We start from the raw sequence: 22,513 nt of genomic DNA, 5'->3' as shown, positions 1-22,513 counted from the left end.
CGGCACCGACGGAGGTGACCCGTGCCCGACCCCGCCCGAGCCGTCCGGCGCTCCTCTCGGAGCGCCAAGGACAGCTCTGCACTGCAGGCCCTCGCCCGCGCCGGCTACGTCGCCTCCGGCGTGCTGCACCTGCTCCTCGGCTGGCTGGCCGTGCGCCTGGCCGTCGGTGCCTCGGCGGGGAGCGCCGACCAGCAGGGCGCGCTGCGCGAGCTGGCCCACGCCCCGGGTGGCGCGTTGCTCCTGTGGCTGACGGCGACGGGCTTCGCCGGCCTCGCCCTGTGGCAGCTCATCGAGGCGGTGGCGGGCGTGCCGGGCACGGACACGGCGAGACAGGTCGGGGCGCGGGTCAAGGCCGGCGGCAAGGCCGTCCTCTACGGGGTGCTCGCCGGGACCGCTGTGCGGGTCGCCACCGGGACGTCGGGCGCCGGCTCGGAGGAGGGGCTCACCGCGGACCTCATGCGCGTCCCCGCGGGCCGGTGGCTCGTCGCGGCGGTCGGTGCCGTGATCGTCGGTGCGGGCGTCTTCCACGTGGTCAAGGGCTGGCGTCGGTCGTTCCGTGACGACCTGCGCGGGACCGGCGGGGGTGCGGCGGGGCAGACGGTCGTCCGGCTCGGCCAGGTCGGCTACGTCGCGAAGGGGGTCGCGCTCGGCGTGCTCGGCGGCCTCTTCGTCGCGGCCGCCGTCACGGCCGACCCTGACAGGGCGGGTGGCCTGGACGACGCGCTGCGCACGATCAGGGAGCAGCCGTTCGGGGTGGCGCTGCTCGTCGCGACGGGCCTGGGCATCGCGGCCTACGGCGTCTACTCGTTCGCGCGGGCCCGGTACGCGAGCCTGTGAGCCTGCGGCCGGGAGCCGGCGTCAGGTCGCGGGCTCGACGATCCAGGTGGCGCCGAGCAGCAGGCAGCCGACGGTGACGAGCAGGAAGACGACGACCCACACGATGCCGGTGGTGCGGGTCAGCACCGCGAGCTGGTCGGCGTCGGACCGCCGGGCCCGGCCGCGGGACCGCTGGGCCTGGAGCTCGAGCACCGGGCGCACGGACCCGATCAGCAGGAACCAGGTGACGGCGTACGCGACCGTGGCCTGCGCGTCCGGCTCGAGCCACCAGGAGACGGCGACGAGCGCCGCGCCGGAGACGAGGATCGACCACAGCCCGAACCAGTTGCGGATCTTCAGCAGCAGCAGGGCGAGCAGCAGCACGAGCAGCCACAGCAGGCCGACGGCGTAGCCGTGGCGCAGCAGCCAGGCGGCGCCCAGCCCGGTGAGGCCCGGGCCGACGTACCCCGCGAACGCGGTGACGATCATCCCGAAGCCGCGGGGGCGGCCCGCGGACACCGTGAGCCCGGAGGTGTCGGAGTGCAGCCGGATGGCGTCCAGGCGCCGCCCGGTCACCATGGCGGCGACGGCGTGCGCGCCCTCGTGCGCGATCGTCACGACGTGCCGCGCGACGCGCCACACCGGGGTCACGAGCACGACGGCGAGGGCGGCGAGGCCCGCCGCCAGCACCACCGGTTGCGCCGGCGGCGGCACGGGGGTGGTGGCGGCCGTCCAGATCTGCGTCAGCACGTCGCCGGCGGTCGCGAGGAAGTCGTCCACGCCGGACATTCCACCACGCGGCCCTGGGAGCGGCTGTCGACCCGGGCGCCCGTCGTGAGACACTGGACCCAGGTGGCTGCGCGTCCGCGCGCCCCGCGTCGTGGAGATCCCCCCGGATTACGTGCGGCGGACCCCGACCCTCGACGTCCTCGGACGTCCCAGCCCGAGAGGCCCTCTTTCTTGACTACCTTCGCCGACTTCGGCCTGCCCGCCCCTGTCGTCCGCCAGCTGACGGACCAGGGCATCACCACCCCGTTCCCCATCCAGACGGCATCCCTGCCGGACACGATGGCCGGCACCGACGTGCTCGGCCGCGGCCGCACCGGCTCCGGCAAGACCCTCGCGTTCTCGCTGCCCGTCGTCACGCGCCTCGCGACGTCGGCCGCGCAGGCCGCGGCCGCCGGCCGCCCGCGCCGTCGCCCCGGCCGCCCGCGGGCGCTCGTGCTCTGCCCGACCCGCGAGCTCGCCAACCAGATCAACGCCACGATGGAGCCGCTCGCGAAGGCCCTCGGCCTCGTGACGACCACCGTCTTCGGCGGCGTCGCCCAGTCCCGTCAGGTCACCGCCCTGAACGCCGGCGTCGACGTCCTCATCGCGTGCCCCGGCCGCCTCGAGGACCTGCTCGGCCAGAAGCACCTCACGCTCGACGACGTCGAGATCACCGTGCTCGACGAGGCCGACCACATGGCCGACCTCGGCTTCCTGCCCGGCGTGAAGCGGATCATGGACCGCACACCCGTCGTGGGCCAGCGCCTCCTGTTCTCCGCGACGCTGGACAACGGCGTCGACGTGCTGGTGAAGCGCTACCTCAAGAACCCCGTGACGCACTCGGTGGACGAGGCCGCGGCCCCGCCGCCGCAGATGACGCACCACATCCTCGCGGTGACGGACGCCGACGCGAAGAAGCACGTGGTGCACGCGCTCGCGTCCGGGACCGGCCGCCGCGTGCTGTTCACGCGCACCAAGCACCAGGCGAAGAAGCTCGCCAAGCAGCTCACCGGCGCCGGCGTGCCCGCCGTCGACCTGCACGGCAACCTCGGCCAGGGCGCGCGTGAGCGCAACCTCGCGGCCTTCTCCTCCGGGGACGTCAAGGTGCTCGTCGCCACCGACATCGCGGCCCGCGGCATCCACGTCGACGACGTCGAGCTCGTCGTGCACGTCGACCCGCCGGCCGAGCACAAGGCGTACCTGCACCGCTCGGGCCGCACGGCCCGCGCCGGGTCCGGCGGCGACGTCGTCACCGTCATGCTGCCCGAGCAGCGCGGCGACGTCCGCGACCTCACCCGCAAGGCGAAGATCGACGCCCGACCGCAGCCGGTGACCCCGGGCGACGCGACCGTCGCCGCGTTGGTCGGCGAGGTGGCGCCGTACGTGAAGCCGGCGCCCGCCCCGGCCCCGCAGCAGCCGTCCAGGAAGGGCTCCGGCCGGTCCGGGCAGGGCGGCCAGCGGCAGGGCGGCGGCCGCGGTCAGGGCGGCCAGGGTGGTCAGGGTGGCCGTGGCCAGGGCGCTCGGCCCCAGGGGCAGACGGCGTCGTCGGGCGGGCACGGCTCGTCGGCCGCGCGCCCGGACGGTGCGGCTCCGGCGCGTCGTCGTCGCCGCGGCGGCCGCGGCCGTGGCTCCGGTGGCGGGCGCGCCGCCTGAGCGCACCGCGCCCACAACGGTGGCAGGAACAGGCGTGGCCCTGGTCGGGTTGTGCACGACGGAGGTGTCAGATGACGTACGAAGTCACCAAGTCCGACGAGCAGTGGAAGGTCGAGCTGAACCCGCAGGAGTTCGCCGTCCTCCGGCAGGCGGGCACCGAGCGGCCCTGGACCGGTGAGCTGCTCGACGAGCAGCGCGTCGGCGTGTACCGCTGTCGCGCGTGCGGCAACGAGCTGTTCCGGAGCGAGACCAAGTTCGACTCGCACTGCGGCTGGCCGTCGTTCTACACGCCGCTGGCCGGCGAGGCGGTGGAGCTGCTCGAGGACCGGTCGCACGGCATGCTCCGCACCGAGGTGCGCTGCGCCCGGTGCGGCTCGCACCTGGGGCACGTCTTCGACGACGCGCCGCAGACCCCGACCGGCGACCGGTTCTGCATGAACTCGCTCAGCCTGACGTTCGAGCCCGCCGAGGCCTGACCGCCCCGCGCGTCGCGGGGACCGCGGCTAGGGTCGGGCAGGTGACCGCCTTCGAGCCCGGCACGGTGCCCGGCACCGCCCCCGCCACCGTGCCCGACCACCTCGTCAACCTGCGCGACGTCGCGACAGCCGCCCCGGGCCTGGTGCCCGGGGCGTTGCTGCGTTCGGACGCGCCGCGCTCGGGCGACGCCGCCCCCGTCGACGTCGCGTGGCCGCCGCGCACCGTGCTCGACCTGCGCGACCCGGGGGAGAGCGGGGAACCGCACCCGCTGGCGGGCACGGCGCGGGTGGTGCCGCTGCCGCTGCTGGACGGCACCGCGATGCAGGGCGCGACCGCGCCCGCGCCCGTCCCCGGGTTGGGGGAGCTGTACCTGCAGATGCTCGACGGCGCGGGTGCCGGCCACCTCGTGGAGGCGGTGCGGCTGATCGCCGTCGACGACGCTCCCGTGCTGGTGCACTGCACCGCCGGCAAGGACCGCACGGGCGTCACCGTCGCCCTCGTGCTGGCCCTGCTGGGCGTCGACCGGGCCGCGATCGTCGCGGACTACGAGCGGACCGGGCCGCACATGTCCGAGGTGCTGGCCCGCGCCGCCGTCACGGCGAACCTCGCCGTCCCCGACGCGCACGTGCTGGCGAAGCTGCCGCCCGAGCTCGTCACGGCGCCGGGCTGGGCGATCGAGACCGTGCTCGACCGGTTCGACGAGCACGGCGGCGCCGAGGCCTGGTTCCGGGCGCACGGCGGCAGCGCCGAGACGCTGGACGCGCTGCGCGCCCGGCTCGTTCTCGCAGGGTGAGCCGATCGAAATCCCTCGCTGGTTGAGCTTGTCGAAACCCCTCGCTGGTAGAGCCTGTCGAAACCTGGTGCTGGGTTTCGACAAGCTCAACCAGCGGGGGGGTGGGGTTTCGACAAGCTCAACCAGCGGGGTGGGGTTTCGACAGGCTCGACCAGCGGGGAGCTCAGGAGCGGGCGTCGCGCCAGCGGACGAAGTCGTCGGAGTAGCGGTGCAGCAGCGTGGCGAGCTGCGCGACGTCGGCCTCGTCCCAGTCGCCGAACGCGTCCTTGTACATCTCGATGCGGCGGTCGCGGGCCCGGGCGAAGCGCTGGGCGCCGTCGCTGGTCAGGGTGATCCGCTGGCCGCGCGTGTCCTCCGGGTCGACCTCGCGGTGCACGAGCCCCAGGTCCACCAGGCGGCTCAGCTGACGCGACACGGTGGCGCGCCCGACGCCGAAGTGCGCGGCGAGGTCGGAGCCGCGGATCCCGGGGTGGGAGTCGATGTGCGCGAGGATCGGGTACGCCGACGCCTCGAGCTCGGGGTGCACCCGCCGGGCGGTCTGCGCCGCCGACGACTGGGCGCGACGGATCAGGACCCGGATCTCACGTTCGAGGGCGCCGAACGGGTCGGTGGCCGGGTCGGGCAGGGGCTGTGCGGCTGCGTCGTGCATGCGCCCATCATGAGGCTTCGCCGAGGCAAACGGGAGTGCCCTAGCAGGCGAACTTGCCCCCGGACGGGGCCTCAGCGGGTGAAATCGGCCCCGTCCGGGTGCTGCGCAGGTGTCAGGCCCGCTCGGCGACGGGCGCGGCGACGGCCTGCTCGCCGGCCTTCTCCTCGCCGGCCTTCTCCTCGGCGAGCGCCTGCTCGATGCCGGAGCGCTGGCCCAGCGGGATCTCCTTGATGAAGAGCACCGCGATCAGCGAGATGACGGCCATCGGGACGGCGTACAGGAAGATCGTCGTGATCCCGTCCGAGTAGGCGGACTCGACGACGGTCTGCACCGGCGCCGGCAGCGACGCCAGGTCGGGCACGGCGCCCGAGCCCGCGCCCATCGCGTCCGAGGCGATGCCGAGCTTCGCGAGGCCCGTCGCCAGGTCGTCCTGGATCTTCGAGGCCATCACGGCGCCCAGCGCGGAGACGCCGATCGCGCCGCCCAGCGAGCGGAAGAACGCGACGCCGGAGGTGCCGGCGCCCATCTCGTGCACGTCCAGCGTGTTCTGCGTGGCCAGCACCAGGTTCTGCATCAGGGCGCCGACCGACAGGCCCAGGCCGAACAGGAACACGGAGATGACCACGAAGCTCGTGTCCACCTCGATGGTCGACAGGCCGAACAGCGAGGCGGTCAGCACGACCGCGCCGCCCACCATGATCGCCTTGTAGCGGCCGGTGTTGGAGATGATCCGGCCGAGCACGATGCCGGCGAGCATCGTGCCGACCACCATCGGGATGGTGAGGAGGCCCGACTCGGTCGGCGTCTTGCCGCGCGCGAGCTGGAAGTACTGGCTGAGGAACACGGCGGTGCCGAACATCGCGACGCCGACGGACGCCGAGGCGATGACGGCGAGCACGAACGTGCGGTTCTTGAACAGGTGCAGCGGGATGATCGGCTCGGCGGCCGCCTTCTCGACGAAGCCCACGATGACGAGCGCCAGGACGGCGCCGCCGACCATCGCGGCCGTCTGCCAGGAGAGCCACTCGAACTGGTCGCCCGCGAAGGTGACCCACAGGAGCAGCAGCGCGACCGCGACGGCGATGAGGCCGGCGCCCGCGTAGTCGATCTTCACGGTGCGCTTGGCCAGCGCGGGCAGGTGCAGCGTCTTCTGCAGCACGATGAACGCGGCGACGGCGAACGGGACGCCGACGAAGAAGGTGAAGCGCCAGCCGACCGAGTCGGTCAGCACGCCGCCGAGCAGCGGGCCGCCGATCTGCGCGACGGCCATGACGCCGCCCATGAGGCCCATGTACTTGCCGCGCTCGCGGGGGCTGATGATGTCGGACATCAGGACGGTCGCGAGGGCCGTCAGGCCGCCCGCGCCGATGCCCTGCAGCGCGCGGAAGCCGATGAGCATCTCGATGTTCTGCGAGAGGCCGGCCGCGGCGGCGGAGACCACCGTGATGCCGAGGGCGACCTGCATGAGGACCTTGCGGTTCGTGAGGTCGGCGAGCTTGCCCCACAGCGGGGTCGAGATCGTCATCGTCAGCAGCATGGCGGTGACGACCCAGGTGTAGGAGTGCTGGGAGCCGCCGAGCTCGCTGACGATCTTGGGCAGCGAGGTCGAGACGATGGTGGTGGCCAGCAGCGAGACGAAGACACCGAGGAGGATGCCCGAGAGAGCCTCGAGCACCTCGCGGCGGGTCATCGCCGGGGCCGGCGTGGCGGAGAGGGCCGGCGCGCTGGGCGCCGGGCTGGGGGACTGACTCATCAGGCGGGGATCTCCTCCTGCGCGGTGGCGCGGTCGTGGGTCGTGATGAGGGCGGCCGCGACGCTGCGGATCCGGGAGGTGGCGTCGGCGAGCTCCTTCTCCGACCAGTCGGAGAAGACCTCGGAGATGAGGTCGTCGATGCGTTCGAAGGAGGCCTCCGCGAACTGGCGGCCGGCCTCGGTCAGGGCGAGGTAGCGGGCGCGCCGGTCGTCGTCGTCCACCGTGCGCTGCACGAGGCCGGCGTCGACGAGGGCGCTGATCTGGCGGCTCGCGACGGAGACGTCGACCCGGAGCTTCGCGGCGACGTCGGTGATCTGGACGCGCCCGCACCGCGTGAGCAGGTGCAGGGCCCCGAGCCCGGCTCGGGGCAGGTCCAGGTCGCGCGCCACGCGCATGGCGGCCTCGCGCTGGGCGCGGGAGAGCTCCTCGAGCGTCTCCACGAGCTCGCGCGCGGCGGAGCGGGGAACGGGCATGCCAGGGCCTTTGCTGGAAGGGGTGGGGCTCGGGGGCCGGAGGGCGACGAGCCGTGCGGCCGAGAGCCGGCCGGTTGCTTGCAGTCAGCAAACATACGCCGGGTGCTTGCAGCAAGCAAGCGTTCCGGGTGTGACTTCACCCTCTCGAGCAGGACGACGGCCCGCGACGTCCGGAAGGCGTCGCGGGCCGTGCGCGGAGCGAGCGGTCAGGCGCGCTTGTAGGCCTCGCCCGCCATGTCCTCGAGCTCGACGCCCTTCGTCTCCGGGATCTTGCCGAGGACGAAGAAGAACGACAGTACGGCGAAGACGCAGTACATGAGGTAGGGGACGGAGGGGCCGAACGTGTCGAGCATCGGGGGGAACGTCAGCGTGATCGCGAAGTTCGCGATCCAGTTGGCCGCCGCCCCCACGCCCAGGGCCGCGGCGCGGATCCGGTTCGGGAACATCTCGCCCAGCAGCACCCACATCAGCGGGCCCCACGTGGCGCCGAAGAAGACGACGAACGCGTTGGCGCACACCAGGGCGATGCCGTTCCACGGGGCGCCGAGGCTGAGGGAGTCGCCGCTGCCCGTGGACTGCGTGAACGCGAGCGCCATCAGCCCCAGGGAGACTGCCATGCCCGCCGAGCCGATGAGCAGCAGCGGCCGCCGGCCCACCTTGTCGATGAGGGCGATGGCGATGAACGTCACGGCCACGTTGGTCACCGACGTGATCGTCGAGACGAGGAACGCCTGCGACTCGTCGAAGCCGACCGCCTGCCACAGCGTCGTCGAGTAGTAGAAGATCACGTTGATCCCGACGAACTGCTGGAAGATCGCCATGACGATGCCGACCCACACGATCGGCTTGAGCCCGAGGGTGCTGCCCCTGAGCGAGCCCAGCTCCGCGTTCTCCTCGTCGAACGCGATCGACCGGCGGATCTCCCCGATGCGCTCGTCCGGATGCTCGTCCGGCCCGAGCACCGACTTCAGGACGGCGCGGGCCTCGTCGTCGCGGTCCTTCGTCACCAGGTAGCGCGGCGACTCGGGCATCCGCAGCGCGAGGATGCCGTACACGGCCGCGGGGATGACGGCGACGAGGAACATCCACCGCCAGGCCTCCCAGCCGAACCACAGCTCGTTCGCGGCGCTGCCGGCCGCCGTCGCGAGGATCTGGTCCGACAGCAGGGCCGCGAAGATACCGACGGTGATCGCGAGCTGCTGCAGCGACCCGAGGCGCCCGCGCATGGCGGCGGGGGCGATCTCCGCGATGTACGCGGGGGCGATCACCGAGGCGATGCCGATGCCGACGCCGGCCATGAACCGCCACAGCGCCAGGTCCCAGGCGCTCCACGCGATCGCCGACAGGATCGACGAGACGAAGAACAGCACCGCGCCGAGCACCATCACGTGGGTGCGGCCCCACCGGTCGGCGAGCTTGCCGCCCGACCACGCGCCCAGCGCGCAGCCGAGCAGCGCGATCGCGACGACGAGGCCCGTCACGGTGGAGTTGAGGTCGAACTGCCCCTCGATCGCGTCGACCGCGCCGTTGATCACCGACGAGTCGAAGCCGAAGAGGAAGCCGCCGACCGCCGCCGCGACGGCGAGCGCCGTGGCCTTCCGGTGGGCGGCGTGGGCCGCGGTTCCTGGTGCTGGGCTCGTCATGATCGTCCTCGCTCCGCTCGGCAGACCTGTCCTCCGATGCTAGGTCGGGGCCGCGAGGTCGGCGCGCTGAGCAGGCCGGACGCGGCAGGGGCTGCGGGAGCCCTTGCGGTCGGGGTGAGACTGGACCGGTGAACGACGCACCCGAGCCGCGCAGGCACCGCCGACCCGCCATGCTCGACCCGCAGACCGCGGAGCAGATCCCCGGGTCGCTCGACCCCGCGCTGCGCGACGAGGTGGCGCACACCACCGCGCGCGCCGTCGTGCACCGGGCGCGGGCCGCCGAGGACCCGGAGGTCGTGGACCGGCTGGTGCGCCTGGTCGAGCGGGAGGGGCTCGACGTCGTCGCCGCCCTGTGGTCCGACGCCGCCCCCGCGTCGCTGCCCGGCGCGCTCTGGCGGCTGTACGTGCTGCGCGAGTGGGTGCGCCGCGACCCGCGCACCGTGGGCCTGCGCTACCGCCTCGGCGTCGACGCCGCCCCCGTGCACGAGGCGGTGGCCGGCGTGCCGCGCCCGCCCGGCCCCGAGGACCTGCGGGCGCTCGCGGACGACGTCCTGTCCGGCGTCTACGCCGGCGACCTGGCCGTGGCCCTGGAGCGGGCGGCGTCGTTCTGCCGCATCCTCGCGACCGGCGCGGCCTTCGACGCCGACGCGCGCGAGGTCGCCGACCCCGACGGCGCCACGCGCATGACGCGCGGCGCCGCAGATCTCGTGCGCACCGCCGAGGAGCTGGAGCGCGCCGCGTCCGGCTGGCGGGCCGGGACCCTCGACTGACCTCGCCGCCCGTCGATCGAGCCTGTCGAGATCCGGGACCTGGGTTTCGACAGGCTCAACCAGCGGGTTTGGGAGCACGCCGACGCCCGGGCTTACGATGTTCGGGCGACGTCGGGCCGCGGTAGCCCCGGGCTCCATCTTCAGCCGCTACGAGCGGCCACGCGCCGAGAGGCGCTCCCGGTCCGGCGTCGCACCTCACCCGAGTTCCCGCAGCCCACGAGGCGGATTGTTCAGCGCGCGTTCAACTGGTCGCGCCAGGATGGCCACCTCTAGTCTGTGAGAGTCTCAGCGTCCTCGATCCGGGAGCCACACGTGCGCCTGCGCCTGACACCGCGCGACACGACCTATTTCGACATGCTGGCGACGCTCGCGCAGCACAACGTCACGGGGGCCTCGCTCCTGGCGGAGCTGCTCGGGGCGTCACGGCAGGAGCGGGAAGGGATCGTCCGTCGGCTCAACGAGGCCGAGCACGTCGCCGACGACGCGACGCACTCGATCATGCGGCGCCTGAACCAGACGTTCGTCACCCCGTTCGACCGGGACGACATCTACGGCCTGGCGTCCGCGCTCGACGACTGCATGGACGCCATGGAGGAGGCCGGCGACCTCATCGTCCTGTACAAGGTCGACGAGCTGCCCCTGCGGGTCTCCGAGCAGGTGCAGGTGCTGCAGCGCTGCGCCGAGCTCACCGCCGAGGCCATGCCGCGCCTGCGCTCCATGGACCAGCTGTCCGACTACTGGGTCGAGATCAACCGCCTCGAGAACCAGGGCGACAAGCTGCACCGCGAGCTCATCGCGCAGCTCTTCGACGACACCACCGACCCGGTGCTGCTCATCAAGCTCAAGGAGATCGTCGACATGCTCGAGGAAGGTGCCGACGCCTTCGAGCGGGTCGCGAACATGGTCGAGACCATCGCCCTCAAGGAGTCCTGACGGTGGAGGCGGCCCTCGTCGTCCTCGTCGTCGCGATCGCGCTCGGCTTCGACTACACCAACGGCTTCCACGACGCGGCCAACGCCATCGCCACCTCCGTCTCGACCCGCGCGCTGACGCCGCGGCTCGCGCTCGGCATGGCGGCGGTCATGAACTTCGTCGGCGCCCTGCTGGGCACCGAGGTCGCCGAGACCATCGCGACGTCGATCGTCGACCTGCAGGACGCGTCCAACCACACCGCGCTGATCGTGGTGCTGTGCGCGTTGCTCGGTGCCATCGCCTGGAACCTCATCACGTGGTGGTTCGGCCTGCCGTCGTCGTCCACGCACTCGCTCATCGGCGGGCTGGTGGGTGCCGGGCTCGCGGCGGGGCTGCCCATCTACGGCCAGGCGATCATCGACAAGGTCGTGCTGCCGATGGTGTTCTCGCCGCTCATCGGCTTCATCGGCGCCTACATCGTCATGGTGGCCGTGCTGTGGATCTTCCGGAACAAGGCGCCGTCGAAGGTGACCCGCCGGTTCCGCCTCGCGCAGACCGCCTCGGCCGCGGCGATGGCGCTCGGCCACGGTCTCCAGGACGCGCAGAAGACCATGGGCGTCATCTTCATGGCGCTCCTCACGGTCGGCTGGGCCGACCCGGACGCGGGCATCCCGCTGTGGGTCAAGCTCGGCGCGGCGGCCGCGATCTCGCTCGGCACCTACTCCGGCGGCTGGCGCATCATGCGCACGCTGGGCCGGCGCATCATCGAGCTCGACCCGGCCCGCGGCTTCGTCGCCGAGTCCGTGTCGGCCCTGGTGCTCTACGCCAACGCGTTCATCCTGCACGCCCCCGTCTCCACGACCCACACGATCACCTCGGCGATCATGGGCGTCGGCGCCACGCGCCGGCTGTCCGCCGTGCGCTGGGGCGTCGCGAAGAACATCGGCGTGGCCTGGGTGCTGACCATCCCGGCCGCCGCCCTCGTGGCCGCGATCATGACCTGGATCCTGCACCCCTGGCTCACGTGACGTCCCTCGCCGGTTGAGCCCGTCGAAACCCGGTACCTGGGTCTCGACAGGCTCGACCAGCGGGGTGGGCGTCAGTAGACCGGGGGAGTGACCTTCTCGACGGCGACGACGCGCGGTCCCTTGGTCGTCGCGGCGACGTGCGCCACGAGCAGGTCGCCGGGCTCGAGGAACGGGTCGCGCGAGGGCAGGACGTTCGCGACGGCGCGGCGGGAGTGCTGGCCCAGCACGTCCAGCACGGTCGGGAGCACCGGCCGGTGGGTGCACAGCACCGACGACCGGCCCGACTCGAGCAGCTCGCGCACGGTGGCGGCGACGCGGGACGGCGAGCGCTCGTGCTCCGCCTCGCCGAGCTGGTCGCTGAGCTCCGGCCGGGCGTGCGACTCCCGCACGTACGGCTCGATCGTCGCGGCGCAGCGCTCCCAGCGGCTCGACACCACGGACGTCACGCCGTAGGCCGCGAGCACCGGGACGAGGGCCGCGCCCTGGGCGTGGCCCACCGGGGTCAGCGGCCGGTCGTGCTCGCTGCCGTGCCAGGCGGCCCGCGTCACGGCCCTGCCGTGCCGCACGATGACCACGGCATGGGTCGTGAGGCGCCCCTGGCCGTGCGCCTGGACGAGGGCCTCGAGCGGTCCGCGGTCGGCCTCCCGCGTCAGCCGTGCGGCGGCGTCGTCGACGTCGAGCCACGCCTTGGCGTCCACCTCGTCCTTCGACGGCGGCTGCACGGGGAACCGGGCGGCCAGGGCCTCGGCGTCGCCGGCGCGGGACGCGCGGCGGGCAGCCCAGTAGTGCACGCGCTTCACGCGGCCCTCGGGCGTCAGGTACTGCAGGCCGGGCAGCGGGAGGCCGAGGACCACGGGCTTGCCCGTCTCCTCCGCGACCTCCCGCGCGGCGGCCGTGTTCAGGGCCTCGCCCGGCTCGAGCTTGCCCTTGGGCCAGGACCAGTCGTCGTAGCGCGGCCGGTGCACGAGCTGCACCTGCAACCGCCCCTCACGCTCGCGCCACACCAGCCCGCCCGCGGACTCGATCACCGGGGCGTGCTCCACGGACGTCGCCCCGAGCCGGTCCACGAGCGGTGCCGCCGTCGCGCCCGCGGCCCGTCGCACCCGCGCCGCCCTCACTGCGCCCTCATCGGGCCCGCTCGGGCCGGCGGCGGTGCCGGTCGACCAGCCGGGCCTGCAGGTCCACCAGCGGCTCGCCGTCGGGGCCGACGCTGTGGCGCACCCACGTGTCGTCGGGCTGCAGGTGCCACGTCGACGTCCGGTCCGACATCGAGGCGTCCATGAGCTCCAGGAGCTCCGCGACCTGGCCCTCGTCGGCGATCCGCACGAGCGCCTCGACGCGCCGGTCGAGGTTGCGGTGCATGAGGTCCGCCGAGCCGATGTACACCTCGGGGCCCGACTCGGGGCCCTCGCCGATGGCCGGGCCGGCCGCGTTGGCGAACGCGTAGATCCGCGAGTGCTCCAGGAAGCGGCCGAGGATGGACCGCACCCGGATGTTCTCGCTGAGGCCGGGCACGCCCGGGCGCAGCGCGCAGATGCCGCGGACCACGAGGTCGACCTTCACCCCGGCCTGCGAGGCGCGGTACAGGGCGTCGATCGTGGCCTCGTCCACCGCCGAGTTCACCTTGATGCGCACCCAGGCCTCGTGCCCGGCGCGGGCGGCGTCGGCCTCGCGCTCGATGCGCTCGATGAGGCCGGAGCGCACGGTGCGGGGCGCCACGAGCAGGCGGTGGAAGCGCGACTGCGGCGCGTAGCCGGAGAGCTGGTTGAACAGCCGCGTGAGGTCCTGGCCGACGTCGCGGTCGCACGTGAGCAGCCCGTGGTCGGTGTACATGCGCGCCGTCTTGGGGTGGTAGTTGCCGGTGCCGATGTGGCAGTAGCGGCGCAGCCCGTCCGACTCCTGCCGCACCACGAGGGACAGCTTGCTGTGCGTCTTGAGGCCCACGATCCCGTACACCACGTGGACGCCCGCCTCCTCGAGCTTGCGCGCCCAGGAGATGTTCGCCTGCTCGTCGAAGCGTGCCTTGATCTCCACCAGCGCGAGCACCTGCTTGCCGGCCTCGGCCGCGTCGATGAGGGCGTCGACGATCGGGGAGTCGCCCGACGTGCGGTACAGCGTCTGCTTGATGGCGAGCACCGCCGGGTCGGCGGCCGCCTGCTCGAGGAACGTCTGCACCGACGTGGAGAACGAGTCGTAGGGGTGGTGCAGCAGGACGTCCCGCTCGCGGATCGCGGCGAACACGTCCCGGGCCGTGGCGGACTCCACCTCCGCGAGCTGGCGGTGCGTCGTGGGGACGAACGGCGGGTAGTGCAGCGGGGCCCGCTCGATGTCGGCGATGACGTTGAGGCCCGTGAGGTCGAGCGGCGCCGGCAGCTCGTACACCTCCTCCTCCGCCACGGAGAGCTCGCGCACCAGCAGGTCGCGGATGCGCGGGGAGATGCCGTGCGCCAGCTCGAGCCGCACGGGCGGGCCGAAGCGGCGGCGCAGCAGCTCCTTCTCCATCGCCTGCAGGAGGTTCTCGGCGTCGTCCTCCTCGACCTCGACGTCCTCGTTGCGCGTCACGCGGAAGGTATGGCTCTCGCGCACCTCCATGCCGGGGAACAGGTGGTCGAGGTGCTGGGCGATGACCTCCTCCAGCGGCACGAACGACGTCTGCGTGCCGCCGCCCTGCGTGGGCGTCGGCGCCGACGGGCGGCCGCGGTCGTCGACGGCGATGAACCGCGGCAGCAGCGGCGGCACCTTGACCCGGGCGAAGTGCTCCTTGCCGGTCAGGGGGTTCGCGACGACGACCGCCAGGTTGAGCGACAGCCCCGAGATGTAGGGGAACGGGTGGGCCGGGTCCACCGCCAGCGGCGTGAGCACCGGGAAGATCTGCTTGCGGAAGAACTTGTGCAGCCGCTCCTGCTCGCGCACCTCGAGCTGGTCCCAGTGCACGATCGTGATGCCCTCGGCGTCGAGCGCCGGCTGCACGTCGGAGCGGAACACCTCCGCGTGCCGTGTCATGAGGCGGTGCGCGCCCTCGCCGATCGCCTCCAGCACCTGGCGAGGACTCATGCCCGACGCCGCGGTGACGGCGATGCCGGTCGCGATGCGGCGCTTCAGGCCGGCGACCCGCACCATGAAGAACTCGTCCAGGTTGGACGCGAAGATCGCGAGGAACCGGGTGCGCTCCAGCAGCGGCAGCGTCGGGTCCTCCGCGAGCTCCAGCACGCGCTCGTTGAACGCCAGCCAGCTCAGCTCCCGCTCCGCGAACCGGTCGTCGGGCAGGGGTTCGGGCTCGGCCCGGGCCGCGCCGTCCTGCGCCTCCGGCTCCTCCGCGATGTGCTCGGCGATGTGCGCCGCGAGCTGCGGGTCGAGCGGGCGGGAGGGCGCGACGGCGGTGGACCGCGGGCGGCTGTCCGTCACCTCGGCCGCCGCGACGGCGTCCGGTGCGGCGGTGGAGTAGCGGCCGCGTCCGTCGCGGGTCCGGGGCGTTCGGGGGCGCGACGCTGTCATGCCCCCCATCGTGGCACCGATAGGTGAACGGCGGGTGACGAACGCCTCCGCCTCCTCGCTAGGCGACCGCGGGCCGGGCGTACTGGACGTCCGCGGCGGCGCGCTCGAAGCCGGCGCCCGCGTAGGTGGCCAGCGCGGCCGCGTTGTCCCCGTCCACGTACAGCACCGCGCGGTCGCAGCCCACCCGCGCCAGGTGCCGCAGCCCGACGGCGGTGAGCGCGCGGCCCAGGCCGCGGCCCTGCGCGTCGGGGGAGACGCCGACGGCATAGATCTCCCCGACGCGGCTCTCGCCCGCCCGGGCGCCCTCGGGCTGGTCCTCGACCTTGGTCCACAGGTAGCCGAGCGGCTCGCTCGTCTCGTCGTCGGCGGGCACCACGAGGAAGAAGCCGTCCGCGTCGAACCAGGGCTCGCGCTGCCGGTCGTGCAGGTCGTCCACCGTGAGGCGACCCTGCTCCGGGTGGTCCGCGAACGCGCGCGCGTTGAGCCGCACCCACGCCTCGTCGTCGGCGCCGGGCCGGAAGGTGCGCAGGGCGAGGCCGGCCAGGTCCGGGACGTCGCGGGCCGCGTCGTCGGGCCCCAGAGCGCGAGCGAGCACGAGCAGCTCGCGCGCCACCTCGTAGCCGTGCGCGGCCGCGAACGCCTGCGCGGCGGGCAGGTCGCCGTGCGCCCACACCCGCAGCGGCTTGCCGCGCTGGCCGGGCGCGCCCGAGAACATCGGCAGCCGCGCGTCGCGCTCCGCGGTGCGCAGCAGCACGCCGCCCACGCCCTGGCGCCGGCCGTCCGGGTGCACGACGAGCTCGGCGCTCGCGTCGTCGCCGCCGCGATCCACCTGCAGGTAGCCGACGACCGTGCCCTCGTCGTCGCGAGCGACGACGTGCGTCAGCCAGTCGGCGTCCGTGCCGAGGCGCAGCAGCGGCTGCTCGGACAGCGGGGCGACGCCGTCGTGCTCCGCCGCTGCCGCGGCGAGCGCGCGCACGGCGTCCTGCGCGGCCGGGTCGAGGGGGTCGAAGGACAGAGCGGGCGTCGTGGGCACGACCCCATTCTCCCCGAGGCGGTCCGGGCCCCGCGAGGTGGTGGGCCGGACCACGACCTCGCGGGGCTGTGAACTACCTCGCGGGGCTTCGAACTACCTCGCGGGGTCCCGGACTACCTCGCGGGAGTCCGGACTACCTCGGCGGGGCGGCCGGGTCGGTGGCGCCGCCGAACCACGACGCCTCCACGGCGGTCTCGCGCAGGCCGTCCGGACCGTCGATGATCCGGGCGCCCCACGCGCTGGGGTTGCCGGCGTCGAAGCCGAGCACCAGGTCGAGGTACGGGTCGGTGTTCCCGCTCCACGACCAGGCGAGCCAGCCCAGGTCGAGGCGCTCCGCCTCCGACAGCACCCAGTCCTCGTCGACGTCGGCGGAGGTCTGCTGCCAGCCGAACTCGCCGACGATGATCGGCAGCCCGGCGTCGATGAAGAACTCGAGGTAGTCCGTCACCGTCTCGTGCTGGTTGTACACGCTGTACATGTGGATCGAGAAGACCGTGTTCGCGTCCGGGTCGGAGGCGAACACGTCGGCGGCCGCGGGCCGCATGTAGTTCTTCCAGTCCTGGCCCCAGTTGGGCGCGTCGACGACGAGCGCGTGCTCGTACCCGATGTCGCGCATCCGCACGATGGCGTCGGAGGTCGCGTCCGCCCAGGTCTCGTTGGTGGCGTCGTCGTTGCCCATCGGCTCGTTGCCGATGTTCACCATCACGAAGTCCTCGGTGCCGGCGAGCGTCGGGTAGAGGTCCTCCCAGTAGTCCACCGCCTGGTCGAGCGTCGCGGCGTCGGGCGCGGACGTGTCGCCGTAGCCCGTGGTGTCGTGCACCTCGAGGATGCAGACCAGCCGGTTCTCCTCGCAGAGGTCGACGACGTGGGCGACGTCCTCCGGGGTGTTGCGGGTCCACTGGTCGCCGCTGGACAGGACGACGCGGACGGAGTTGGCGCCCGCGGCCTTGATGTCCGCGAACGACTCGGTCTCCTGCGTGAACCAGGTGTGCGCGTGGTTGACGCCGCGCAGCACGAGGTCGGTGCCGTCGGCCTCGACGACCCGCCCGTCGGCGACGTGGATGCCGGGCGGGGTGTCGGCGCGGGCGTCGGGCGCCGTCGCGACCGACGCGGTCGCGGCGCCGGCCGCGAGCGCTGCCGCGGCGATCAGGGCCGGGGTGAGACGGCGGGCCGAGGGCCGCGTCGTCGGGCCGGGGGGAGCGGGTGTGTGCGGCATGGCGGGACGTCCTCGTCTCTCGTGCGACTCGGCACGCGCTGCGCGTGCGGTCCCACGGTGCTCGAGGCGCCGGTGGTCGTCAGGGCCGTGAAACGGTTAAGGGGGCCGGTGGACCGGGGTGTCGACAGGCTCGACCGGCGGGGTGCGCGGGGACCGACGGGCTCGACCGGCGAGGGTCGAGCCCGTCGACCGTCAGTCCTCGGAGGAGGTCGGCTTCGCCAGCCCCGCGGTGATGAGGTCCATCACCGAGGAGTCGGCGAGCGTCGTCGCGTCGCCCACGGCACGGTTCTCGGCGACGTCGCGCAGCAGGCGGCGCATGATCTTGCCGGACCGGGTCTTGGGCAGCTCCGGCACGACGAGGATGCGGCGCGGCTTGGCGATCGGGCCGATCTCCTTGGCCACGTGGTTGCGCAGCTCGGCCTGGACCGCCTCGGCGCCCTCCGCCGTCGCGGCCCGCTCGGCGTGCTCGCCGCGCAGGATGACGAACGCCACGACCGCCTGGCCGGTGGTCTCGTCGTTGGCGCCGACGACGGCGGCCTCGGCCACGATGTCGTGCGAGACGAGTGCGGACTCGATCTCCGTCGTGGACAGGCGGTGGCCGGAGACGTTCATGACGTCGTCCACGCGGCCGAGCAGCCAGATGTCGCCGTCCTCGTCCTTCTTCGCGCCGTCGCCGGCGAAGTACAGGCCCTCGAACCGCGACCAGTAGGTGTCCTTGAAGCGCTGCAGGTCGCCCCAGATGCCGCGGAGCATGGAGGGCCACGGCTCCGAGAGCACGAGGTACCCGCCACCGCCGTCGGGCACGGAGTGCGCCTCGTCGTCCATGACGTCGGCGACGATGCCGGGCAGCGCGACCTGCGCCGAACCGGGCTTGGTCGCGGTGACCCCGGGCAGCGGGCTGATCATGATGGCGCCCGTCTCGGTCTGCCACCAGGTGTCGACGATGGGGGCGGTGTCGCCGCCGATGACGCGGCGGTACCACATCCACGCCTCGGGGTTGATGGGCTCGCCCACCGAACCGAGCACGCGCAGGCTCGACAGGTCGAAGCCGGCGGGGATGTCCTCGCCCCACTTCATGCAGGTGCGGATCGCGGTGGGGGCGGTGTAGAGGATCGAGACCTTGTACTTCTCGACGAGCTCCCACCAGCGGCCGCGGTGCGGGGTGTCCGGCGTGCCCTCGTACAGCACCTGGGTGGCGCCGTTGGTGAGCGGGCCGTAGACGACGTAGGTGTGCCCGGTGACCCAGCCGATGTCGGCGGTGCACCAGTAGACGTCGGACTCGGCCTTGAGGTCGAAGACGTTCTTGTGGGTGTAGGCCGCCTGGGTGAGGTAGCCGCCGGTGGTGTGCAGGATGCCCTTCGGCTTCCCGGTGGTGCCCGAGGTGTACAGGATGAAGAGCGGGTGCTCGGCGTCCACCGGCACGGGCTCGTGGAACGTGTCGGCGTCGGCGAGGGCGTCGTGCCACCACACGTCGCGGCCCTCGGTCCAGTCGACCTCCTGCTCGGTGCGGCGCACGACGAGCACGTGCTCCACCGTGGTCGCGGGCTCGCCCTCCTTCGGCGCGAGCGCCTCGTCGACGGCGGGCTTGAGGGCGGACGGCGCGCCGCGGCGGTAGCCGCCGTCGGCGGTGATGACGAGCTTCGCCTCGGCGTCGGCGATGCGGCTGCGCAGCGCGTCGGCCGAGAACCCGCCGAACACGACCGAGTGCGGGGCGCCGATGCGCGCGCACGCGAGCATCGCGACGACCGACTCGACCAGCATCGGCAGGTAGATGACGACGCGGTCGCCCTTGGCGACGCCCAGCGCGGTGAGCGCGTTCGCGGCCCGGGAGACCTCGCGCTGCAGGTCGGCGTAGGTGACGGTGCGGGTGTCGCCCGGCTCGCCCTCGAAGTGGATGGCGACGCGGTCGCCGAGCCCGGCCTCGACGTGCCGGTCCACCGCGTTGTACGCGGCGTTGAGCTTCCCGTCGGCGAACCACTTCGCCACCGGGGCCTCGGACCAGTCGAGCGTCTGGGTGAACGGCGTGGACCAGCTGACCAGCTCCCGCGCCTGGTCGGCCCAGAACCCGAGCCGGTCGGCCTTGGCCTCCTCGTACAGGGACGGCTGGGCGTTCGCCTGCGCCGCGAAGGCGGGGCTGGGCGGGAACGCTCGCGTCTCGTGCAGCAGGTTCTCGAGGCTGGGGGCGGTGGTCTCGTTCTCTGGCACGCTTACCTCCGGTGCGCATCGTCGCTGGTGCGGTCCCACCGGTGCGACGCGTCGCACCCCGGGACGGCGGCGCCTCGCGGGGCCCCGCCGTCGGGAGTCTAGACCTCGCGCGTGACCGGGGTCACGCCGTCCCATGGTTGGGACGCACTCCTTGCAAAACGGCGCGAGGCGCGGCAGCGGCCCGCGTGGCCCCAGCCTCGGGGCCCGCGGTGGCCGACCTGCCGTGCCGTTGCCATCCTGGGCAGGACGCCGCGACGACCAGGAGGGCAGACGGTGAGGTTCGTCCACCCGGGACCGTTGGAGGAGGCGCTCCGCTGGCTTCGCGCGGGGCACGACGTCCACGTCACCGGCGACGTGGGCGCCGGCCGCAGCACGGTGACCACCGCGCTCGCCGACGCCCTGCGCGGCGTCGGGGCGTCCGTCGTCGAGCTCCCCGGATCGGCCGGTGGAGAGGCCGTGGCCCTCGGCGCCTTCCTGAGCCACCCCAGCCTGCATCCCCGCGGGTCCGTGGCGCGCTGGGGCGCCCCGGAGGCGGCCGCCGCGCTCGGGGAAGCGCTCGCGGGCCGGAGCGCGACGATCCTCGTGGACGACGCGCACCTGCTCGACCGTCCGACGCTGGCGGTCGTGGACGCCGTCGCCCGCCAGCGACGCGACCGCCTCCGAATCGTCACGACCGTCCCGCGTGCTGCCCCGGTCGACGGCGCCTGGTCGGTGCTGGCCCGGGGTGCCGCCGTCGTGCCCGTGGCGCCGCTCGGGGTGAACGAGGTCGCGACGCTGCTCGCCGACCATCTCGGCGGCCAGGTCGAGGGCGGCCTTGCCGCCGAGCTCGCCGGCCGGTCCGGGGGCAACCCGCGCGCGGCGGTCGCGCTGGCGCTCGCCGCGGTCGGGTCCGGCGCCGTCGCGCAGGTGCACGGCAGGTGGGCCCAGGCCGCCAACCTCGAGTCGGTGCCCACCGGGTCCGTGGTGCACGGCCTGCTGGGCGGCATGCCCGCGGACCTGCGCCAGGGGCTCGAGGCCCTCGCCTGGTTCGGTCTGGTGGACATCGGCCACGCCCGCACCCTCCTCGGTGACGACCGGCTCGCCGCGCTCGACGCGGCCGGACGGGTCGCGGTCGCCGAGCGCCCCGCCGCCCGGGTCGTCGCCGTGAGCCCGCCCGTCCTGGCGCAGGCGCTGCGGGCCGGGCTCACGGGAGCCCGCCGGGCGATGCTGCGCGAGCGGGCGGAGGAGCTCTTCGGGCTCGGGGAGGCGGCCGGCGAGGACGACGCACGGGAGCCGTTGGCCGCACTCGCCGGGCCGCCGGAACCGGACGACCGGGCGGTGCTGCAGCAGGTCGCGATCGTCACCGAGTCGGTGCGCACCAGGTCGGCGCTGTGGTCGCGCGCGTGGGAGTCCCGCCACGACGTCGCGAGCGCGCTGCCGCTGCTGCGTCTGCACCTGGTGGACGGCCAGGCGCCCGTGGACGCGGACGAGGTCTTCGCCGGCACCACGCGCACCTCCGGCGACGATCCTGAGGAGGTGGCGGCGTACGTCGTGCTGCGCGGCCAGTGGGCGGCCCAGAGGGGGTCGACGATCCGTGACGGTCTCCTGCGGGACCCCGGACCATCGGGCCGCCTGGTGCTGGACGGCGCGGGGGAGGCCTTCCTGCGCCAGCTCGGCGACCTCTACGGGCACCCTGACCGGGCGCCCGGCGTGGAGACGTTCGACGTCGAGACCGACGTGCCGAGGGCGTTCCGCGGCTACGCCACGGTGCAGCGGGTCCGTGCCCTGGTCGAGGCCGGCCTGCCGGACAGGGCGCTCGACCTGCTCGGCGGGTGGCAGGGGTCGTCGGCGCAACGCCCGTACACGCATCGCCTCGACGCGTTCCGCGGCGACGCGCTGCTCATGGTCGGCCAGGTGGACGACGCCGTGGCGTGGGCCCGCGGCCGGCTCAGCGCCGCCTACGACGAGCTCAGCCCCTTCGGGCTCCGCCTGGCCGCCCGCGGGCTCGCCACGGCACTCTTCCTGAAGGGAGACCACGACCGCGCGCTCCGGGCGCTGTCCGTGGTCCTGCGGCTCGGCCGGGTGGGGCCCGCGATGAGCCCCTACGACGAGCGCATCTTCGCGCTCGCCGCCGTGCTCCACGCGCGGGCCGGCCATCACGACCTCGCCCGGACCTTCCTCGACGAGCTCGAGGCGACCCCGCGGCCGTTCGCGCCGGTGCTCGACTTCGTGCGGCCCTGGGCACGGACGGAGGTGGAGCACGCGGCGACCGGGGGAGAGCCGGACGGGGAACCGCTGTGGTCGGCGGGCGAGGACCTGTGGGCGCAAGGGTGCACGGCGTCCGCGCTGTTCTGCTGGGCGCTCACGCCGCAGGTCCTGGGCGACGCGCGGCTCGCGCGGCTGGAGGAGGCCTTCGCCGCGGTGCACGTGCCGCTCCTCGCGCCGGCCGTGCGGCTGCACCGCCACCTCGCCCACGGTCCCGGGTCGGTGGTGCTCGAGTCGCTGCGGGCGATGCGCACGCGCGGTCCGTTGGCGCACGTCGCGATACAGGCGGCCCGGGCACGCCTGGCGGAGGAGGGGGGTGGCGTCCTCACGGCCGCGGAGATGGACGAGGCCGCGGGCATCGGCCGGGGGCACACCGCGCGTGCGGTGGGCCGGGACTCGGGGCTGACGGCACGGGAGGCCGAGATCGTCTCGCTCGCGCGGGAAGGGCTTGCCAACCGGGAGATCGCCAGCCGGCTGTTCCTGTCCGTCCGGACGGTCGAGAGCCACCTTTACCACGCGATGCAGAAGCTGGGCGTGTCGGACCGGAGGCAGCTCGCCGGGTGACGGGGGACCGGGATCTCGTCA

Annotated in this window: 18 protein-coding genes; 8 read left to right on the top strand and 10 right to left on the bottom strand. The window is 73.7% G+C overall.

What is annotated here, in order from left to right:
* Nucleotides 1-21 precede the first annotated feature (21 nt).
* Nucleotides 22-837 carry a DUF1206 domain-containing protein gene (locus AAG589_RS15440; protein WP_430568163.1) on the top strand — a complete coding sequence of 272 codons (816 nt, stop codon included), beginning with the start codon at nt 22-24 and terminating at the stop codon, nt 835-837.
* Nucleotides 838-858: 21 nt separating this feature from the next.
* Here the strand turns inward: AAG589_RS15440 and AAG589_RS15435 are convergent, their stop codons facing one another.
* Nucleotides 859-1,605 carry a M50 family metallopeptidase gene (locus tag AAG589_RS15435; RefSeq protein ID WP_430568162.1) on the bottom strand — a complete coding sequence of 249 codons (747 nt, stop codon included), beginning with the start codon at nt 1,603-1,605 and terminating at the stop codon, nt 859-861.
* A 171-nt stretch (nt 1,606-1,776) separates the two neighbouring features.
* On the opposite strand from AAG589_RS15435, the gene AAG589_RS15430 reads away from it, so the two are divergent.
* The 3 genes from AAG589_RS15430 to AAG589_RS15420 all read left to right on the top strand — a co-directional run bounded on the left by AAG589_RS15430 (nt 1,777) and on the right by AAG589_RS15420 (nt 4,507).
* On the top strand, nt 1,777-3,237 hold the full coding sequence (locus AAG589_RS15430; RefSeq protein ID WP_430568161.1) for a DEAD/DEAH box helicase: 1,461 nt from the start codon (nt 1,777-1,779) through the stop codon (nt 3,235-3,237).
* A gap of 71 nt (nt 3,238-3,308) precedes the next feature.
* Nucleotides 3,309-3,713, top strand: a complete 405-nt coding sequence (gene msrB, locus AAG589_RS15425; protein WP_430568160.1) for a peptide-methionine (R)-S-oxide reductase MsrB — start codon at nt 3,309-3,311, stop codon at nt 3,711-3,713.
* Nucleotides 3,714-3,754: 41 nt separating this feature from the next.
* Nucleotides 3,755-4,507, top strand: coding sequence for a tyrosine-protein phosphatase (locus AAG589_RS15420; RefSeq protein WP_430568159.1), 753 nt, complete (start codon nt 3,755-3,757; stop codon nt 4,505-4,507).
* 163 nt (nt 4,508-4,670) lie between these two features.
* Here the strand turns inward: AAG589_RS15420 and AAG589_RS15415 are convergent, their stop codons facing one another.
* From AAG589_RS15415 to AAG589_RS15400, 4 genes are all read right to left on the bottom strand, one after another.
* Nucleotides 4,671-5,156: a MarR family winged helix-turn-helix transcriptional regulator gene (locus AAG589_RS15415; RefSeq protein WP_430568158.1), complete on the bottom strand. Its 486-nt coding sequence runs from the start codon at nt 5,154-5,156 to the stop codon at nt 4,671-4,673.
* Nucleotides 5,157-5,268: 112 nt separating this feature from the next.
* Nucleotides 5,269-6,909 (bottom strand): MDR family MFS transporter, encoded by a 1,641-nt coding sequence (locus tag AAG589_RS15410; RefSeq protein ID WP_430568157.1) that lies wholly within the window; start codon nt 6,907-6,909, stop codon nt 5,269-5,271.
* On the bottom strand, nt 6,909-7,382 hold the full coding sequence (locus AAG589_RS15405) for a MarR family winged helix-turn-helix transcriptional regulator (RefSeq protein WP_430568156.1): 474 nt from the start codon (nt 7,380-7,382) through the stop codon (nt 6,909-6,911). The genes AAG589_RS15410 and AAG589_RS15405 overlap by 1 nt, the downstream gene beginning before the upstream one ends.
* Before the next feature lie 206 nt (nt 7,383-7,588).
* Nucleotides 7,589-9,025: a sugar porter family MFS transporter gene (locus AAG589_RS15400; protein WP_430568155.1), complete on the bottom strand. Its 1,437-nt coding sequence runs from the start codon at nt 9,023-9,025 to the stop codon at nt 7,589-7,591.
* Between the two features lie 170 nt (nt 9,026-9,195).
* Between AAG589_RS15400 and AAG589_RS15395 the strand changes: the two genes are divergently transcribed.
* The 3 genes from AAG589_RS15395 to AAG589_RS15385 all read left to right on the top strand — a co-directional run bounded on the left by AAG589_RS15395 (nt 9,196) and on the right by AAG589_RS15385 (nt 11,735).
* A complete protein-coding gene (locus AAG589_RS15395; protein WP_430568698.1) occupies nt 9,196-9,795 on the top strand; it encodes a hypothetical protein in 600 nt (199 codons plus the stop codon).
* Between the two features lie 312 nt (nt 9,796-10,107).
* Nucleotides 10,108-10,728, top strand: a complete 621-nt coding sequence (locus AAG589_RS15390) for a DUF47 domain-containing protein (RefSeq protein ID WP_430568154.1) — start codon at nt 10,108-10,110, stop codon at nt 10,726-10,728.
* 2 nt (nt 10,729-10,730) lie between these two features.
* Nucleotides 10,731-11,735, top strand: coding sequence for an inorganic phosphate transporter (locus AAG589_RS15385; protein WP_430568153.1), 1,005 nt, complete (start codon nt 10,731-10,733; stop codon nt 11,733-11,735).
* Nucleotides 11,736-11,806: 71 nt separating this feature from the next.
* Here AAG589_RS15385 and AAG589_RS15380 read toward each other — a convergent pair whose 3' ends face one another.
* The 5 genes from AAG589_RS15380 to acs all read right to left on the bottom strand — a co-directional run bounded on the left by AAG589_RS15380 (nt 11,807) and on the right by acs (nt 19,684).
* Nucleotides 11,807-12,838, bottom strand: coding sequence for an NUDIX hydrolase (locus tag AAG589_RS15380; RefSeq protein ID WP_446719752.1), 1,032 nt, complete (start codon nt 12,836-12,838; stop codon nt 11,807-11,809).
* Between the two features lie 22 nt (nt 12,839-12,860).
* Nucleotides 12,861-15,239, bottom strand: a complete 2,379-nt coding sequence (locus tag AAG589_RS15375; protein ID WP_430568152.1) for an RNA degradosome polyphosphate kinase — start codon at nt 15,237-15,239, stop codon at nt 12,861-12,863.
* 49 nt (nt 15,240-15,288) lie between these two features.
* The gene (gene mshD / locus AAG589_RS15370) at nt 15,289-16,263 is read right to left on the bottom strand and encodes a mycothiol synthase (protein WP_430568151.1); all 975 of its coding nucleotides are present in this window, start codon (nt 16,261-16,263) and stop codon (nt 15,289-15,291) included.
* Nucleotides 16,264-16,396: 133 nt separating this feature from the next.
* Entirely contained in the window at nt 16,397-17,479 is a 1,083-nt protein-coding gene (locus AAG589_RS15365; RefSeq protein ID WP_430568150.1) for a glycoside hydrolase family 5 protein, read from the bottom strand.
* Nucleotides 17,480-17,671: 192 nt separating this feature from the next.
* On the bottom strand, nt 17,672-19,684 hold the full coding sequence (gene acs / locus AAG589_RS15360) for an acetate--CoA ligase (RefSeq protein ID WP_430568149.1): 2,013 nt from the start codon (nt 19,682-19,684) through the stop codon (nt 17,672-17,674).
* Between the two features lie 273 nt (nt 19,685-19,957).
* Here acs and AAG589_RS15355 point away from each other — a divergent pair, with 273 nt between their 5' ends.
* Nucleotides 19,958-22,492 (top strand): LuxR C-terminal-related transcriptional regulator, encoded by a 2,535-nt coding sequence (locus AAG589_RS15355; protein ID WP_430568148.1) that lies wholly within the window; start codon nt 19,958-19,960, stop codon nt 22,490-22,492.
* Nucleotides 22,493-22,513: the final 21 nt, after the last annotated feature.

Source organism: Isoptericola sp. F-RaC21, assembly GCF_038593535.1.
Classification (GTDB): domain Bacteria; phylum Actinomycetota; class Actinomycetes; order Actinomycetales; family Cellulomonadaceae; genus Isoptericola.
This window is presented reverse-complemented; position numbering and strand designations above follow the sequence as displayed.

Bases quoted from the DNA above. Each gene is read 5' to 3' on its own strand.
- AAG589_RS15375 (WP_430568152.1), bottom strand. From the start codon at position 15,239: ATGGGGGGCATGACAGCGTCGCGCCCCCGAACGCCCCGGACCCGCGAC.
- msrB (WP_430568160.1), top strand. From the start codon at position 3,309: ATGACGTACGAAGTCACCAAGTCCGACGAGCAGTGGAAGGTCGAGCTG.
- AAG589_RS15395 (WP_430568698.1), top strand. From the start codon at position 9,196: ATGCTCGACCCGCAGACCGCGGAGCAGATCCCCGGGTCGCTCGACCCC.
- AAG589_RS15405 (WP_430568156.1), bottom strand. From the start codon at position 7,382: ATGCCCGTTCCCCGCTCCGCCGCGCGCGAGCTCGTGGAGACGCTCGAG.
- AAG589_RS15415 (WP_430568158.1), bottom strand. From the start codon at position 5,156: ATGCACGACGCAGCCGCACAGCCCCTGCCCGACCCGGCCACCGACCCG.
- AAG589_RS15435 (WP_430568162.1), bottom strand. From the start codon at position 1,605: ATGTCCGGCGTGGACGACTTCCTCGCGACCGCCGGCGACGTGCTGACG.
- AAG589_RS15365 (WP_430568150.1), bottom strand. From the start codon at position 17,479: ATGCCGCACACACCCGCTCCCCCCGGCCCGACGACGCGGCCCTCGGCC.
- AAG589_RS15400 (WP_430568155.1), bottom strand. From the start codon at position 9,025: ATGACGAGCCCAGCACCAGGAACCGCGGCCCACGCCGCCCACCGGAAG.
- AAG589_RS15410 (WP_430568157.1), bottom strand. From the start codon at position 6,909: ATGAGTCAGTCCCCCAGCCCGGCGCCCAGCGCGCCGGCCCTCTCCGCC.